This window comes from Actinomyces sp., assembly GCF_030524025.1.
Lineage (GTDB): Bacteria > Actinomycetota > Actinomycetes > Actinomycetales > Actinomycetaceae > Actinomyces.
On the sequence record NZ_JAUNHI010000014.1, the window covers coordinates 23,471 to 38,502 of the forward strand.

The 15,032-nt window shown below is 73.1% G+C and carries 9 protein-coding genes; 5 read left to right on the forward strand and 4 right to left on the reverse strand.

Features of this window, described 5'->3' with window-relative positions; translation table 11 throughout:
- Positions 1-452: 452 nt before the first annotated feature.
- Positions 453-1,076, reverse strand: coding sequence for a hypothetical protein (locus tag Q4C85_RS06925; protein WP_303140835.1), 624 nt, complete (start codon positions 1,074-1,076; stop codon positions 453-455).
- Positions 1,077-1,297: 221 nt separating this feature from the next.
- On the opposite strand from Q4C85_RS06925, the gene Q4C85_RS06930 reads away from it, so the two are divergent.
- Both Q4C85_RS06930 and Q4C85_RS06935 read left to right on the forward strand, forming a co-directional pair.
- Positions 1,298-2,467, forward strand: a complete 1,170-nt coding sequence (locus Q4C85_RS06930; protein ID WP_303140836.1) for a DUF1972 domain-containing protein — start codon at positions 1,298-1,300, stop codon at positions 2,465-2,467.
- Positions 2,464-3,615, forward strand: coding sequence for a glycosyltransferase family 4 protein (locus Q4C85_RS06935; RefSeq protein ID WP_303140838.1), 1,152 nt, complete (start codon positions 2,464-2,466; stop codon positions 3,613-3,615). Before Q4C85_RS06930 ends, Q4C85_RS06935 begins: the two co-directional genes overlap by 4 nt.
- A gap of 30 nt (positions 3,616-3,645) precedes the next feature.
- On the opposite strand, the gene Q4C85_RS06940 is transcribed toward Q4C85_RS06935, so the two are convergent.
- The 3 genes from Q4C85_RS06940 to Q4C85_RS06950 form a co-directional block, all read right to left on the reverse strand.
- Entirely contained in the window at positions 3,646-4,512 is an 867-nt protein-coding gene (locus Q4C85_RS06940) for a hypothetical protein (protein WP_303140840.1), read from the reverse strand.
- Positions 4,513-4,527: 15 nt separating this feature from the next.
- Positions 4,528-5,229 carry a CDP-alcohol phosphatidyltransferase family protein gene (locus Q4C85_RS06945; RefSeq protein ID WP_303140841.1) on the reverse strand — a complete coding sequence of 234 codons (702 nt, stop codon included), beginning with the start codon at positions 5,227-5,229 and terminating at the stop codon, positions 4,528-4,530.
- Between the two features lie 189 nt (positions 5,230-5,418).
- Positions 5,419-6,753 (reverse strand): MATE family efflux transporter, encoded by a 1,335-nt coding sequence (locus Q4C85_RS06950; RefSeq protein WP_368501428.1) that lies wholly within the window; start codon positions 6,751-6,753, stop codon positions 5,419-5,421.
- 429 nt (positions 6,754-7,182) lie between these two features.
- Between Q4C85_RS06950 and Q4C85_RS06955 the strand changes: the two genes are divergently transcribed.
- From Q4C85_RS06955 to Q4C85_RS06965, 3 genes are all read left to right on the forward strand, one after another.
- A complete protein-coding gene (locus Q4C85_RS06955) occupies positions 7,183-8,529 on the forward strand; it encodes a sugar transferase (RefSeq protein WP_303140842.1) in 1,347 nt (448 codons plus the stop codon).
- Positions 8,529-8,972, forward strand: a complete 444-nt coding sequence (locus Q4C85_RS06960) for an adenylyltransferase/cytidyltransferase family protein (protein WP_303140843.1) — start codon at positions 8,529-8,531, stop codon at positions 8,970-8,972. Before Q4C85_RS06955 ends, Q4C85_RS06960 begins: the two co-directional genes overlap by 1 nt.
- Positions 8,973-9,043: 71 nt before the next feature.
- On the forward strand, positions 9,044-15,004 hold the full coding sequence (locus tag Q4C85_RS06965) for an Ig-like domain-containing protein (RefSeq protein ID WP_303140845.1): 5,961 nt from the start codon (positions 9,044-9,046) through the stop codon (positions 15,002-15,004).
- The last annotated feature ends 28 nt before the right edge of the window (positions 15,005-15,032 follow it).

Consider the following 15,032-nt stretch of genomic DNA (forward strand, 5'->3'; position numbering starts at 1 on the left):
CTCAGGGCGATGCTCAGGATAAGGACAGGACGCAGACGGCGCTTGAGACGCGGCACGAGGCGGCTCCGGAGACGAGGGTGTTCACTGACTGGGAACAAAGTCCCAGCCGACTTGTTGGGATTGTGTGGCCCGCTGCTCGGGCGGCGCCAGGGAAATCGGGTTGCGAGACACAGTAGAGCGCCTTGGCCGCCGGGTGTGAACTGGAATGCCTGTGACATTGCACGCGGTGTCACACCGGTATCACAGGACTACTGACGCACCAGATGCACCGTCGACCGCCGCCGGACATTGCGTCCGAGCACCCGCCCCCGGAGATTCTCCGGACGTCCGGCAGCATTCCAAGGCCGCCGGCTCCCCGCCGCGGCCCGCGGCCGGCCGCCAGCACCCCCACGGCTCGACCAGAGGGCGCCCTGCGAGTTCTCAGCGAAGTCTCAGCGGCATCTGCTCGGCCCTCAGGCGGCCGAGCCGGTGAAGACCGCCGCACGCGACCCGGCGCCGGGATCGACGACGACGGTCATCGCGTCGAGGCCCTCGGCGGGCACGAGGAAGGCCATCTCGAGGACGATCGCCTCACCGGCGGCCAGTGTCGCGGGGGCCGGGTCCGAGGCGGTGAGGACCTCGGAGGCAGGGGTCTGGTCGGGCCCGTAGGCGACGGTGGCGACCAGACCGCTCAGGGGCAGCTCCTCACCGGTGGAATTGGCGACGGTGACCGGCACGATGACACCCGGGCCGCCGAGCTCCCCGGCGCCCGCGCTCAGCTCGGCGGCGGTGGGGGTCCCGGCGGAGACGACCAGTCCGTCATCGAGGGCCACCGCCTGGCCGAAGGGGACGGACTCGACCTGGTCCGCGGCGATGTCGCCCTGCTCGACCTGTTGGGTCGCCTGGGCCTGCTCAGTGGGGTCGACAGATGCGGGGGTCATCACCTCGGTGGGCACCGTCGTGGGATCCGGGGTGCCGACCGTCGGCACACTGGGAGACGGTGTGGCCGAGGACTCGGAGGAGTCCGAGCAGGCGGAGGCGGCCAGGGCGCACACTGACACGGCGATGACGAGCGAGGTCCGTACGAATCGGGTCACAAGGGCAGGATAAGCACGTTGCGGCTTCAGGTGACACCCACCCCGTCGGCCCGGCCGACGGGCCGGGCTGCCCACCGCCCGTCTCGCCCCACCCCTGGCACGGCGGTAGCCTGGGCGGGCCGGTGCCGACACGCCCGGCCCCACCGGCACAGGCCCGCCGGTGGCGACACGGCGTCAGCACCGACGCCCGCCTTCGACGACGTCCTTCACGAAAGAACCCAATGACCGCCCTGAACCCTGACAGCCTGAGGATCTCCATGATCGGGACCCGGGGGGTGCCCGCCCGCTACGGAGGATTCGAGACCGCCATCGAGGAAGTCGGCCGCCGCCTGGCCTCCCGCGGGCACCGCGTGCTCGTCTACTCCCGCAACCCCGACCGCTCCCAGCCCCTGCCGGCCGTGCACGAGGGCATGCGCGTTGTCGAGCTGCCCGCCATGAGGCGGCGCAGCCTGGAGACTTTGTCACACACCGGCCTGTCCGTGGCCCACCTGCTGGCCCGGCCCCGCCCCGACGTCGCCGTCGTCTTCAACTCGGCCAACGCCCCGTTCCTGCCCGCGCTGCGGGCCGCACGGGTCCCCGTGGCCACGCATGTCGACGGCCTGGAGTGGCAGCGCGGCAAATGGGGTCCCGGTGGCCGGCGCTACTACCGTGCCGCGGAGGCCGCGGCCGTGCGCTACTCCGATGCCCTCATCGCCGACGCCCAGGGCATCGCCGAGTACTACGACCTGGAGTTCCGGGCGCCCACCGAGCTCATCTCCTACGGCGCGCCGCGGATCGAGCCGGGCACCGACCGGCTGGCCGAGCTCGGCCTGACCCCGGGCGGCTACCATCTGGTCGTGGCCCGCTTCGAGGTCGAGAACCACGTCGACGTCGTCGTCGAGGGCTACACCCTCTCCGCGGCCCGCCTGCCCCTTGTCGTCGTCGGCGCGGCGCCCTACGCCGACGAGTACACCCGGCGGGTGGAGTCCCTGGCGGACTCCCGCGTCCGCTTCCTGGGCAGCGTGTGGGACCAGGACCTCCTCGACCAGCTCTACGCCGGCGCCCTGGTCTACCACCACGGGCACTCGGTGGGCGGGACGAACCCCTCCCTGCTGCGGGCCCTCGGCGCCGGGGCACCGGTCGACGCCTTCGACGTCTCCTTCAACCGCGAGGTGCTGGCCGGCGCCGGGCGCTACTGGAGCACCGCCCAGGACGTCGCCGCCCTCGTGTCCTCGGCGGAGGCCGATCCCGACGCCCAGGCCGAGCGCGGGGCGCGCTCGCGCGAGCGCGCCGCCGCCTATGACTGGGACGAGGTGGCGCTGCGCTACGAGTCCCTGTGCCGCCGCCTGGCGACACAGGGCCCACGGCGTCGCCGACCCAGCGGACGGCGCACGGGGAAGGTGCCCGCATGAGCGCCGGCGCCGCGACCATCCTGGTCGCCCACCCCTCCCCCGACCTGTACGGCTCGGACCGCCAGCTCCTCGAGACGGTCGTGGCCCTCGTGGGCGCCGGCCACCGCGTCAAGGTCGCCCTGCCCCATGACGGCCCCCTGGCGGGGGCGCTGCGCGAGGCCGGGGCGGCGGTGGCTCTCATCCCCTTCACCGTCCTGCGCAAGGCCCTGCTCACCCCGCGCGGGCTGGCCCGCCTCGTCGGCGAGGCGGCCTCCGAGACGGCCAGGCTGCGCGGGGTCGTGACGGCCTCCGGCGCCGACCTCCTGCTGGTCAACACGGTGACGATGCCCTGGTGGCCCGCCGCCGGACGCGCGGCGGGGGTTCCGGTGCTCGTCCACGTCCACGAGGCCGAGTCCACCCAGAACCGGCTCGTGCGCACGGGCCTCAACACCCCGCTGCTGGCGGCCACGCGGGTGGTAGCCAACTCGGAGGCCGCCAGACGTGCCCTGCTCGACGTCCAGCCCCTCCTGGCCCGGCGCACGCAGGTGGTGCATAACGGGGTCCCGGGCCCCGGCGCCGAGCCCCGCGCCCTGCGGGAGCGCCAGCCCGGGGCGAGCTTCCGCGTGGCGCTCGTGGCGCGCCTGTCGCCCCGCAAAGGCATCGACGTGGCCCTTGAGGCCATCGCGCTCCTGCGGGCCGAAGGGGTCAACGCCCGCCTGCGGGTGTGCGGCACGGTCTTCCCCGGCTACGAGTGGTACGAGGAGGAGCTGCGCCAACGCGCCGCCCAGCCCGACCTTGCCGGGCGGGTCGAGCTCCTCGGCTACGTCCACCCCACGTGGCCGGTCCTCGAGTGGGCCGACGCGGTGGTCGTGCCCTCGCGGGTCGAGCCCTTCGGCAACACCGCGGTCGAGGCCATGCACGCGGCCCGGCCGCTGGTCGCCTCCCAGGTCCAGGGGCTAGTCGAGGTTGTCTCCGACGGCGTGACGGGGATGCTCGTCGAGCCCGGGTCGCCGCGTGCCCTGGCCGACGCGCTGCTCAGCCTGGCCGCCGACCCCCACCGCGCCGCGGGCCTGGCGCGCACCGCGCAGGCCGAGGCGGCCGAGCGGTTCAGCGTCGAGCGCTACCGCGCCGCGATGGTCGAGGTCGTCGCCCAGACGCTGCGGGGCTGACCAGGCGGGGCTGACCGCAGGGCCGGCGGGTCAGGCCCGCTGCGCGGGGCGCAGCGGATCGGGCGCGAGCGGCAGGGACAGGTCGACAGGCCCTTCGAGTGCCTGGTTGGGCCGCTCGAAGGGCACGATCCCGTCACACAGGAACACGGCCATCTCGACGAAGGAGGAGTACGAGGCCCCCACGAGGTGCTGGGCCGAGGCGAGCAGGTACAGGTCGGCCAGGCCCGAGCGCACCCCGGCGACCGTGTTGTAGCCGCCCTTGTCCTCCAGGGCCAGGCAGTCTTCGAACTCCTCCATGAGACGTGCCTGGGACTCGGCGGTGTCGCAGGACAGGAAGAAGGCGACCCCGGGGTGCTCGGCGCGGATGGCGCGCATGCGCTGGGCGAACCACTCCACCGGGGAGGAGGCCACGGTCTTGGCGTGGGACACGGCGTGGGTGCGCACCTGCACGCCGACGTAGGGCCGGCCGCGCAGTCCGGCGTCGAAGACCGCGCGCACGCGGCCGGCCACCTCCTCGACCGGCTCGAGCTCGCGCAGGATCCCGCGCCAGTCCCGCACGCCCTCGGGCACGGCCACCTCAAGGCCTCCGGAGCGGATCTGCCAGAGGTGACGGGCGCGGTCGGTCTGGCCCAGGGCGGTCATGTCGACCCCCCGGTAGGGATGGAGGGGGGCCAGCGCGCGCGAGACCAGGCGCGGGACGGGGCGCCCGGCGGTGTAGCGCCACAGCTGGTCCATGCGGGGACCGAAGTCGGTGTCGGCGCTCCACACGTAGTACAGGTCGCGGTCCTCGGCCTGGGCCAGTGCCTGGGCGCTGAGCAGCGCGCGCACCCGGTTGCCCAGGCCGTCCTTGCGGCCGGTGTAGATGAGCAGGGCCTTGCGGCCGGTCAGCAGTGCCATTCCTCGACCCTCCTGTCAGGAGCCGCGACGCAGCTCGAGGTACCACTTGGGCAGGGCCAGGGCCACGTAGGCGGCGTAGCCCACGAGCATGAGGCCGTAGACCCACAGGAACACCGTCGGGGCGAAGCGCAGCGCCAGCACGAGGCACATGAGCCCGTAGTCGGTGGGCACCGACAGGGCGGACTTGAGGAAGCCCGCCCGGCCCTCGTCCCGGGCCAGGGGCGTGCCGCCCTGGTGACGCAACTGGTAGGTGAGGATGTAGCCGAAGAAGTGGATGTTCTGCACCGCGGAGAAGGCCAGCGGGACGAGCAGCGCGCCCGGGCCGGCCAGATGGTCGAGGCTGAAGCGGAACAGGCCGACCGCGACGGCCAGGTGGATGGTGGAGAGCTTGATGACGTCGGCGACGTGGTCGAGCCACTCCCCCGCCCGGGAGCCGCCATGGCGCAGCCGGGCGAGCTGGCCGTCGGCGGAGTCGAGGGCGTAGCCGAGCATGAGCAGGGCCGACACGAGGACAGCGGCGCCCACCGAGGGCTCCCACACGGCGATGAGGATGATGCCCAGGTAGGTGCAGCAGGCCGACAGGACGGTGACCTGGTCGGGGCTCAGCCCGGCCCAGTGGGCCAGTGCCGCCAGCACCCGGCCCGCCGGCCGGTTGATGAGGCGGGAGTACAGGGGGGCTCCCGCCTTCGACTTCTGTGCCGCGGCCAGGGCGCGCACGGAGTCGCGCACTCCTGGCCGGCGGCGCCTGCCCGGCGCGGGGTGTGTGTGAGATGGCGGCTGGGGGGTCACGTCGTCACCTACAGGGGCGGTTCGGACACCACAGGGCGGCTAGGCCGGGTCCCGCCCGGCGGGTCGGCCGGGGCCTGCGGGTCGGGCGGGCCCGGCCCCTGGCGGCGGGCGCGCACGCTACTGCCCACCTCCCGCCGCCTCGCTCCGGCGGCGGCGCACGTCACGCGCCACCCACCAGGAGTAGGGCAGGATCTGGCACAGGGCCACGGCGAGGACCGAGCCCAGGATCGGGCCGGCGGCGCCGAGGTGCTCGATGAGCACCCAGGACAGGGCGAGGTTGACCGGCACGAGGACGAGGACCGGCAGCATCTGGAAGCGCAGGCCCCTGGGGTCGGTCATGTACATGCCCAGGGGCTGCTTGAAGGCCTCGACGCCGACGTTGAGCACGCTGGCGACGATGAGCGCCAGGGGGATGACGACGGCGCCGTCGGACAGCAGCCGCGCCGCCCAGGGCGTCAGGACCGCCAGGACGACGCCCAGTGCCAGTCCTCCGGCCCCGAAGACGACCGCCGGCCGGAAGGGCGACTCCACCCGCCCGTCGGCCCGGGCCCGGGCGAAGTGCGGCCACATCGCCACCCCGGTGACCACGATCGTCTGGGTGAGGAGGTTGAACAGCTGGGCGGCGAGGTTGTACTGGGCCAGGGCATCGGAGCGGCCCAGGTGGGACAGGAGGAGGCGGTCGGTCTGGAAGGCGATCGGGATCGCCAGGGACTGGACGAGCTGGGGCACCGCGGTGTCGACGATCCGCACCCCCCGCACCGAACGCAGCCGCGGCACGTCCCGCACCGCCTCGCGCAACAGCGGACGCGTCGCGCGCCAGGCCACGACCAGGCAGATGACCGAGACCAGGGTGTTGGCCAGGTAGGACAGGACGGACACGGCGTTGCCCGCGTCGAGCCGGGCCACGATGGCCACGAGCAGGAGGCAGGACAGGGCCGGAGACACGACCCCCTGGCTGATGACCTGGGTGGCCGAGCGCCCCATGCCCACCACGACCCGCTGGCCCACGCTCAGGGGCAGGGCGGCGGCGTAGATGACGAGGCAGGCCGTGGCGGTCCTCCCCCCGCCCTCCATGAGCCGGGCGCCCAGGAGCGCGGGCCACAGGCCCAGCAGGGCCAGGACGATGCCGGCGGTGGCGATGACCAGTGCGGACACGAGAAGTACCCGCAGTGCCGTGGTCAATGTACGACGCACCACCGCGTCATGCGGAAGATCATGAGAAGCGGCCACCGAGTTAAGAATGACCGCCCCGATCCCCATGTCCGTGAAGGGCATGAGTGTGGGGAATGTCGCAAGAAGACCGTACTGCGCGTAGGCGTCCGCCCCGAAGTGGCCGATGATGAGGCGGGTGTTGACCAGGCCGAAGGCGCCGGAGACCACCATGACGACGACTTTGGCCCCGGCTGCGCGTCGCACGGACGCCCAGGAGGCGGGAGACGCTGCACGGGTCACGGGTGCTCCTCCTCGCTAGTTCCCCGGCCTGCCAGGAGACGGCGCTGGTCCGGTTGAAAAAAGGTGTCGACGGGCACACGACCGACGTCGAAGATCACGGTACCATCACGGTATCGTCACAATATCGAACCGCGATCCGCATGAACCCTGGATCCTGTGCGGCACTCATGTTGCCACAGGTAAGATCACGATTTGAAACGGCCTTTCCAACCGATTCCTGGCACTACCCTTTCTTAGCACCGGCTGTGCGGGTCCCCCCGCCCCGCCCAACCGGCACCCGTCCACCCGAATCACAGCACCGGAGGCGTCGTGCCTAGTCTGTCCACCACAGCGCACGCCCATCAGCCCACCCGTCGGCGCACGCGGCGAGCTGATGCGCGGGGCTTCCTGCCACCCCTCACGTCACCCGGCTTCGTGCCGTGGCCGGTCATGCGCCGGGACCTGCTCACATGGCTGGTCCTCAGCGACATCGCCGCCGTCCTCGTGCCCAGTGGGGCGCTCATGGGCTCGGGCGCGGCCGCTGCCGGCCGCGCGGCGGTCGCGGGGGCCGCCATGATCACCCTGGCCTGGGCGTTGGGGGCGCTCCGGGTCGACGTCGTCGACCAGGCCCGTTCGGGCTGGGCCCACGTCGTGGCCGCGATGGTGGCCACCGCCCCCGCCGCGCTGCTGCTGGCGCACTACACGACCCCGGGGGCCTCGATCCTCTCGGTGCTCCTGCCGCTGGCCGCCCAGGCGGCGCTCAGCCTGGCGGGTCGGGGGGCCGAGTCCTCCTGGCTGCGCCGTCGGCGCGTCGAGGGCCATGGGCTGCGCCGGACCCTCATCGTCATGGGCAACGGCGCCGAGCCGGTGCTGCGTCAGCTGCGCCGCCACCCCGGCGACGGCTTCCTCATCGTGGGCTACCTGTCCTCCGGAGAGAGCCGTGCCCCCGGCGCCACCCCCGTGGGCGACGTCGCCTCGCTGGCCCGCACGGTGCGCTCCGAGCACATCGACGTCGTCATGACCCTGGGCGGGGTGACGCCGAACTCGCTCGTGTCGATCATGCACGCGCTGGACTCCACCGGGGCCCGCCTGGTCATCGCCCCCGGGCTCCAGGACGTCGTCCCCGGGCGCATGCACGGCCTGCCGGTCACCCACGGCTGGTCGGGCCTCATCGACATCCGCCTGCGGCGCACCGCCTTGCGGACCAAGAACCTCGTCGACCGCCTCGGCGGGGCCCTCATCATCGTCCTGGCCTCGCCGGTGCTGGCCGTGGCGGCCCTGGCCATCCGTCTGGACTCCCCCGGACCGGTGTTCTACACCCAGACCCGGGTGGGTCTGCGCGGCCGGACCTTCACGATGTGGAAGCTGCGCTCGATGTACATCGACGCCGACGAGCGCCGCGCCGCCCTGGTCGAGTCCGGCGGCGACGCCGGCAACGAGATCCTGTTCAAGGACCGGCAGGACCCCCGGATCACCCGGGTGGGCCGCTTCATCCGGCGCACCTCCCTGGACGAGCTGCCCCAGCTGTTCAACGTCGTGCGCGGCGAGATGAGCCTGGTCGGCCCCCGGCCGGCCCTGCCCCACGAGGTCGCCGAGTACGACGAGGAGGCCCGTCGGCGCCTGCTCGTCAAGCCCGGGATGACCGGCCTGTGGCAGGTCTCGGGCCGCTCGGACCTGTCCTGGGAGTCGACCGTGGCCCTGGACCGGCACTACGTCGAGAACCGCGGCGCGGCCCTGGACACCTACGTCCTGGCCGCCACCCTGCGCGCCGTCGCCGGCGGGAAGGGGGCCTACTGATGCTGACCGGCTACGTCCCCGGCGGCTTCGACATGCTGCACATCGGGCACCTCAACATCCTCAACAGCGCCGCGCGCCACTGCGACCGCCTCGTCGTGGGCGTGGCCACCGACGAGTCCCTCGTGCGCATGAAGGGGCGCCCCCCGATCGTGCCCCACATCGAGCGCATGGCGATGGTGGCTGCGCTGCGGGTGGTCGACGAGGTCGTGCCCGACCTCGACCAGGACAAGCGCGTGGCCTGGCAGCGCACCCCCTTCGACCTGCTGTTCAAGGGCACCGACTGGCGCGACACCGACAAGGGCCGGCTCCTGGAGGAGCAGATGGCCGAGGTCGGCGCGCGGGTGGTCTACCTGCCCTACACCCCGACCACCTCCTCGACGATGCTCCGCCGCGTCCTGTCCCAGGAGGTCGCCTCGCGCACACGCGTACCTGAACGCGGGTGAGCATGGTGGTCGGGTCACGGGTCGTCATGCGCTGGTCCTCCCTGAGAAGCCGGCGCCGCTTGTCATCGGTCGTGGCCGCCCTGACCGTGGCCTGCCTGGCCGTGGCCGCCTGGGCCCACGACGGCTCCCCGCAGGCCGACGTCGACCTCAACGACGGGGGCGTGTGGGTCACGAGCACCGACCAGCACCTCGTCGCCCGGCTCAACTACCCCTCCCGGCAGGTCGACGGGGCCATCCGCACGACCACCTCGACCTTCGACGTCACCCAGTCCGCCAACGACGTGCTCGTGCCCGACACTGCGCTGGGCTCGGTCTCCGCCGTCAACCCCACGACCGTGTCCCTGTCGACCGCCACCCAGCTGACCACCGGGAGCACGATCGCCCAGGGGGGCGACCGCGTCATCGCCGTCGACGGCGCCGCGGGCACGGTGCGCGCCACGACCGTCAGCGCGGTGGGCTCCCTGGCCTCGGCGCCCCCGGTCGTCGAGTCCATGCCCGAGGTCGTCGCGGTCGTGGGCACCGACGGCTCGGTCCACGCCGTGTCCGCCAAGGCCGGACGGGCGGTCACCGTCCCGGCCACCGCCTCGGCGTGGGAGGAGGCCGAGCAGACCAGCCTGCCGCTGGCCGCGGGCACCGACGTGGCGGTCACAGCCGTGGGCGAGCACACGGTGGTCCTGGACCGTGGCGCCGGCGTGCTCCACCTGCCCGACGGCGCCACGCGGGACCTGGGCGAGGCGGGCCTGGTCCTCCAGCAGCCCGGGCCGGATGCCGACTCGGTGCTCGTGGCCTCGCGCACCGAGCTCATCTCGGTGCCCTTGGACGGCTCGGCGCCGACGACCGTGCCCGCCGCGGAGGAGGGCGCGCCGCCCGAGGGCGTGGCCGCCCAGCCCGTGCGCCTGGGCGACTGCCTCTACTCGGCCTGGTCCGGCTCGGGACAGTTCGTGCGCCAGTGCGACGGCCGGACCGAGACGGTCCACGACGAGGCTTTGGCCTCCTCGACCACGCCGGTCTTCCGGGTCAACCGGGAGGCCATTGTGCTTAACGACGTCACCCAGGGCACGGTCTGGCTGCCCGACGAGCTCCTCGTGCTCGTCGAGGACTGGACCGACGTGACCTCCCAGACCGACGAGACCTCCGAGCAGGAGGACGACTCGGCCCAGACCAGTGAGTCCCAGACCCTGCCCGAGCGCACCGAGGAGAACCACGCCCCCGAGGCCAATGACGACACCTTCGGCGTGCGCCCCGGCCGCTCGACGATCCTGCCGGTGCTGGCCAACGACTCCGACCCTGACGGCGACGTCCTGACCGCCACCCCGGGGGACCCCGGAAGCGCCGCCACGGTGAGCACCGCCCAGTCCGGCCTGGCCCTGCGCCTCGACGTCCCCGAGGAGGCCACGGGCACCATCACCGTGCCCTACACCGCCGACGACGGGCGCGGTCTGTCCGACTCGGCGGTGGCCACGATCGAGGTGCGCGACTGGACCATCAACGAGGCCCCCGTCCAGACCTCGACCCCCACGCTGACCGTCTCGGGCAACGCCTCGGCCTCCCTGAGCGTCCTGGGCTCCTGGCAGGACCCCGACGGGGACACCTTCCACCTCGTGTCGGCCGCCGGCGAGGGCTTCGACGTGCGCACGACCAACGAGGGCACAGTCTCCGTGCGCGACCTGACCGGCGCCCCCGGCGCGCGCGAGGTCAGCGTCGTGGTCTCCGACGGGCGCGCCACCGCCACCGGCACCGTGACGGTGGACGTCCAGCCCTCCGACACCGCCATGCCGGTGGCCAACGCCGACCATGTGCGCGTCGTGGCCGGGACCTCGACCGTCGTCGCACCCCTGGACAATGACATCTCCCCCACCGGGGAGGCACTCAGCCTCGCCGCCGTCCAGGAGGCACCCGCGGGCACCCAGGTCGAGACCAACCTGCAGGCCGGCACCTTCACCTTCACCGCCGAGACCGCCCAGACCCTCTACCTCACCTACGACGCGGCCGCGGGCCCACGGGTGGCTCAGGGCATCGTGCGCATCGACGTCGTCGAGGCCTCCGACCCCACCGTCCCCCCGGTCACCGAGGACGACACCGCGCTGCTGCGCGAGGGGGGCGCGGTGACCGTGGCCCCCTTGTCCAACGACTTCGACCCTGCCGGGGGGATCCTCGTCCTCCAGTCCGCCTCCGTCCCGCCCGAGTCGGGCCTGAGCGTCACGGTGGTCGACCACTCCTTGCTCCAGATCTCGGCGGCAGCGGCCATCGGGCAGAGCGTCGACGTCGAGTACACGGTGTCCAACGGCACCTCGACCGCCACCGGGCAGGTGACGGTGGCCCCCGTGACCTCCGAGCAGGTCCAGGTCCCGGTGGCCAGCCAGGACACGGCCGTCGTGCGCGCCGGGGACGTCGTGTCCATCCCGGTGCTCGACAACGACACCTCGCCCTCGGGCCTGGCCCTGTCGGTCACCGACGAGCTGGGCCTGGCCGGAGAAAACCTGGGCACCGCCTGGGTCAGCGAGAACCTCGTGCGCTTCAAGGCCGGCGAGACCCCGGGACGCACCTCCCTGTCCTACACGGTGACCGACACCGCAGGGCAGACCACCTCGACACGGGTCGACATCGAGGTGCGCGTGCGCGACGACGCCGCCAACGTCGCCCCGAGCCCCCAAGGCCTGGAGGCCGGCACCGTCGCCGGCTCCTCGACGAGGATCACCGTTCCCCTGGACGGCATCGACCCCGACGGCGACTCGGTCAGCCTCGTCGGCCTCGACCAGGCCCCCGCCATGGGCTCGGTGCGCACCGGGACGACCTGGCTGGAGTACACCCCCTCGGCGGGGGCCGTGGGCACCGACACCTTCACCTACCTCGTCGAGGACCGCTTCGGGGCGCAGTCGACGGCCACCGTGCGGGTCGGGGTCGCCCCGGCCGCGGCGACCAACAACGCGCCGGAGGCCGTCGACGACGTCATCACCGCCAAGCCCGGCCGCACGGTGGCCGCCGACGTCGTGTCCAACGACCTCGACACCGACGGCGACACCCTGACCCTGGCGGGGACCCCGACCGCCGAGGACGAGGCCCTCACCCTGTCGGTGCGCGGGGGCCAGGTCGTGGCCGAGCTGCCCCAGGCCGAGGGCGTGTACTCCGTGCGCTACACGGTCACCGACTCCCGCGGCGGCACCGACCTGGGGACCCTGACCATCCAGGTGCTCCAGGACGCCCCGCGCATCAGCCCGGTGGCGGTCGACGACCATGTCACCGTCGAGCAGGTCGACGCCGCGGGCGTCGTGACGGCCCCCGTGCTCGACAATGACAAGGACGCCGACGGATCCCCGTGGGACCTGGCCCTGAGCACCGACGACCCGGGGGCGAGCGTCGTCGACCAGTCCCTGCGGGTGACCGTGGGCACCGAGAGACGCTTCGTGCTCTACACGGTCACCGACCAGGACGGCCAGACGGGCCACGCCGTGCTAGTCGTGCCGGCCCTGGGCGACCTCAAGCCATGGCTCAACTCCTCGGCGGTGCCGGTGCGCATCCCGGCGGACACGACCACCGAGATCGACCTGTCCTCCTACGTCCTGACCCGGGCCGGCACCTCCCCCGTCGTGACCGACGCCGCCGAGGTGCGCACCGGCACCGGCCTGGACTCCGCCGAGCCCGGAGGCGACGGGGGCACCCTCAAGATCACGCCGACCGGTGGCTTCACCGGTCAGACGACCGTGAGCCTGACGGTCGCCGACGGCACGGACGACGAGGCGATCAGTTCGCACATGACCCTGCCCGTCGTCGTGGAGTCGACGACCAACACCCCGCCGGTCCTCACCCCCACCGAGATCGTCGTCGCCCCCGGCGAGGGCGAGGTGGTCGCGGACCTGGCGGCCATGACGCGCGACGCCGACGAGGACCCGCTCACCTTCTCCGCCGGTGGCGCCCCCGAGGGCTTCGAGGTCTCCCTGTCCGGATCCAACCTGTCGGTCTCGGCCTCGCAGGGCGCCGCCGTCGGGACGACCGGGTCGGTGGAGGTCACCGTCGACGACGCGACGAACGAGCCGGTCACCGTCAGCGTGCCCCTGCGCGTGAGCGACTCGACCCGACCGCTGATGACCACCGTGCCGGCCGCCCTGGAGTCCGACGGGTCGCCGGTCAGCATCGATGTGGCCGGTCAGGTCACCAACCCCTTCCCGGGCCAGGCCGTCACCCTGGCCGAGCCCCCGCGCGTCACCTCCGGATCGGGGGAGGTCAGCGCCTCGGCCACGGTCCTGACGATCTCCCCCGCCGCCGGATTCACCGGCCGCCTCGTGGTGTCCTACACCGCACTTGACGCCACCGGCTCGATGGCCCGCGCCGCCTCCGGCACCGTCACGGTGACCGTCGCCTCGCCGCCCGACGCCCCCGTCGGGGTCAGCGTCCAGCCCGCGAGCGCCTCCTCGATGCAGGTGTCGTGGACGCCGGGGCCCGACAACGGCTCGTCGATCACCGGCTATACGGTCACCGAGACCTCCGGGGCCGGGACGTGGAACTGCACGGGGTCGCCGTGCCTGGCCACCGGACTGGCGATGGGGGGCACGTACTCCTTCCAGGTCGTGGCGACCAACGCCGTGGGCAGCTCCAGCCCCTCGTCGCCCTCCTCACCCGTCCAGCTGACCCTGACCCCGACCGCCCCGTCGTCCCTGACGGCCGTCGACGGCGGGGAGGGGGCGGTCGACCTGTCCTGGCAGCCCTCCTCGGCACCGGACGCCTCGGTCACCTACGACGTGGCGATCTTCCAGGGGAGCACGGTCGTGGCCTCCCAGACGACGACCGGCACGAGCGTGCGCCTGGGGGTGCGGCCGGGCTCCTACACGGCCCAGGTCTGCGCCTACGTCGACGCCGCGGGGTCGAAGAACTGCGCCTCGGTGTCCCTGCGCTCGGTCGACCAGCCCACGGCCCCCGGCGCCCCCACCGTCGAGTACCGGGCGGGCGCGGGTCTGGTCGTCAGCTGGGGCGCCGCCGGCGCCAACGGGGGGTCCCTCAGCTACTCGGTGGCCGTCTCCGGCGCGGTGACGACCACCGTGTCGGCCGGTGGGGCGACCTCGGTGACAGTGCCCACCCCGTCGCTGGGCGCGGGTCGGCACTCGGTGACCGTCACCGTGACCGCCACCACCGAGGTCGGATCGGCCTCCTCCTCGCCGACCTCGGCGGAGTTCCGCGTGACGAGCGCCCCGCCCGACCCGTCGGCGCCGGCGGCAGCGGCCACCGGCGTGAGCGGGCAGATCACCGTGACGACGCCGGCAACGCCGGTGGCGGGCAACGGCTGGGACGCCGACGACATCGACATCGAGTACCGGGTCGTCGACTCCTCGGGCAACGAGGCGGCGGGCTGGTCGGAGAACACGACCTTCTCGGGCCTGCGCGACGGCAGCGCCTACACCGTCCAGGCCCGCGCCGTCGGCGAGGACGACTCCGGGGCGGTCTCGGGGGTCGTCTCCTCCAACAGCGTCACCCCCCACGGGCCGCCCTCGCCCCCGAGCGTCAGCTGCACGCCGGCGGGCACCGGCGTCAGCTGCTCGTGGAACGCCGCCACCGGTGGAGGTGCCACCAGCTACGAGGGCGCCACCAGCTCCAGCGGCCACCGCGCCGAGGCCGTCGCCGCCTCGGGGACGCGGACCTTCGAGCCCGGCGCGGGCAACTCGGCGACCTGGTGCGTGCGCTCGACCAACAACATGGGTCAGTCCTCGGCCTGGGCCTGCGACTCGGCGACCGCCTCGGTGGGTGAGGGCACCTTCGGCATCAACACCTCGGTGCCCGAGGCCACCTGCACCGACCAGGACCTGCGCGAGACCGGGTTCCCGGCCAACTCCTGCTGGCGGATCGTCATCGACGTCGCCGGCTTCGCACCCAACTCGACGGTCACCTGCTCCTACCAGTACCGCGACCGGCTCGAGGCCGCCGACGCCCCGCTCAAGGACTACTCGGAATCCTTCTCCGTGGACTCCACGGGAGGAGCGAGGAAGACCTTCCCCCATCGGGCCTCCTCCCCCAACCAGACGATCACCTGCGTCCAGCGGTAGCCTTCACCGGAAACACACAGCAACCTCG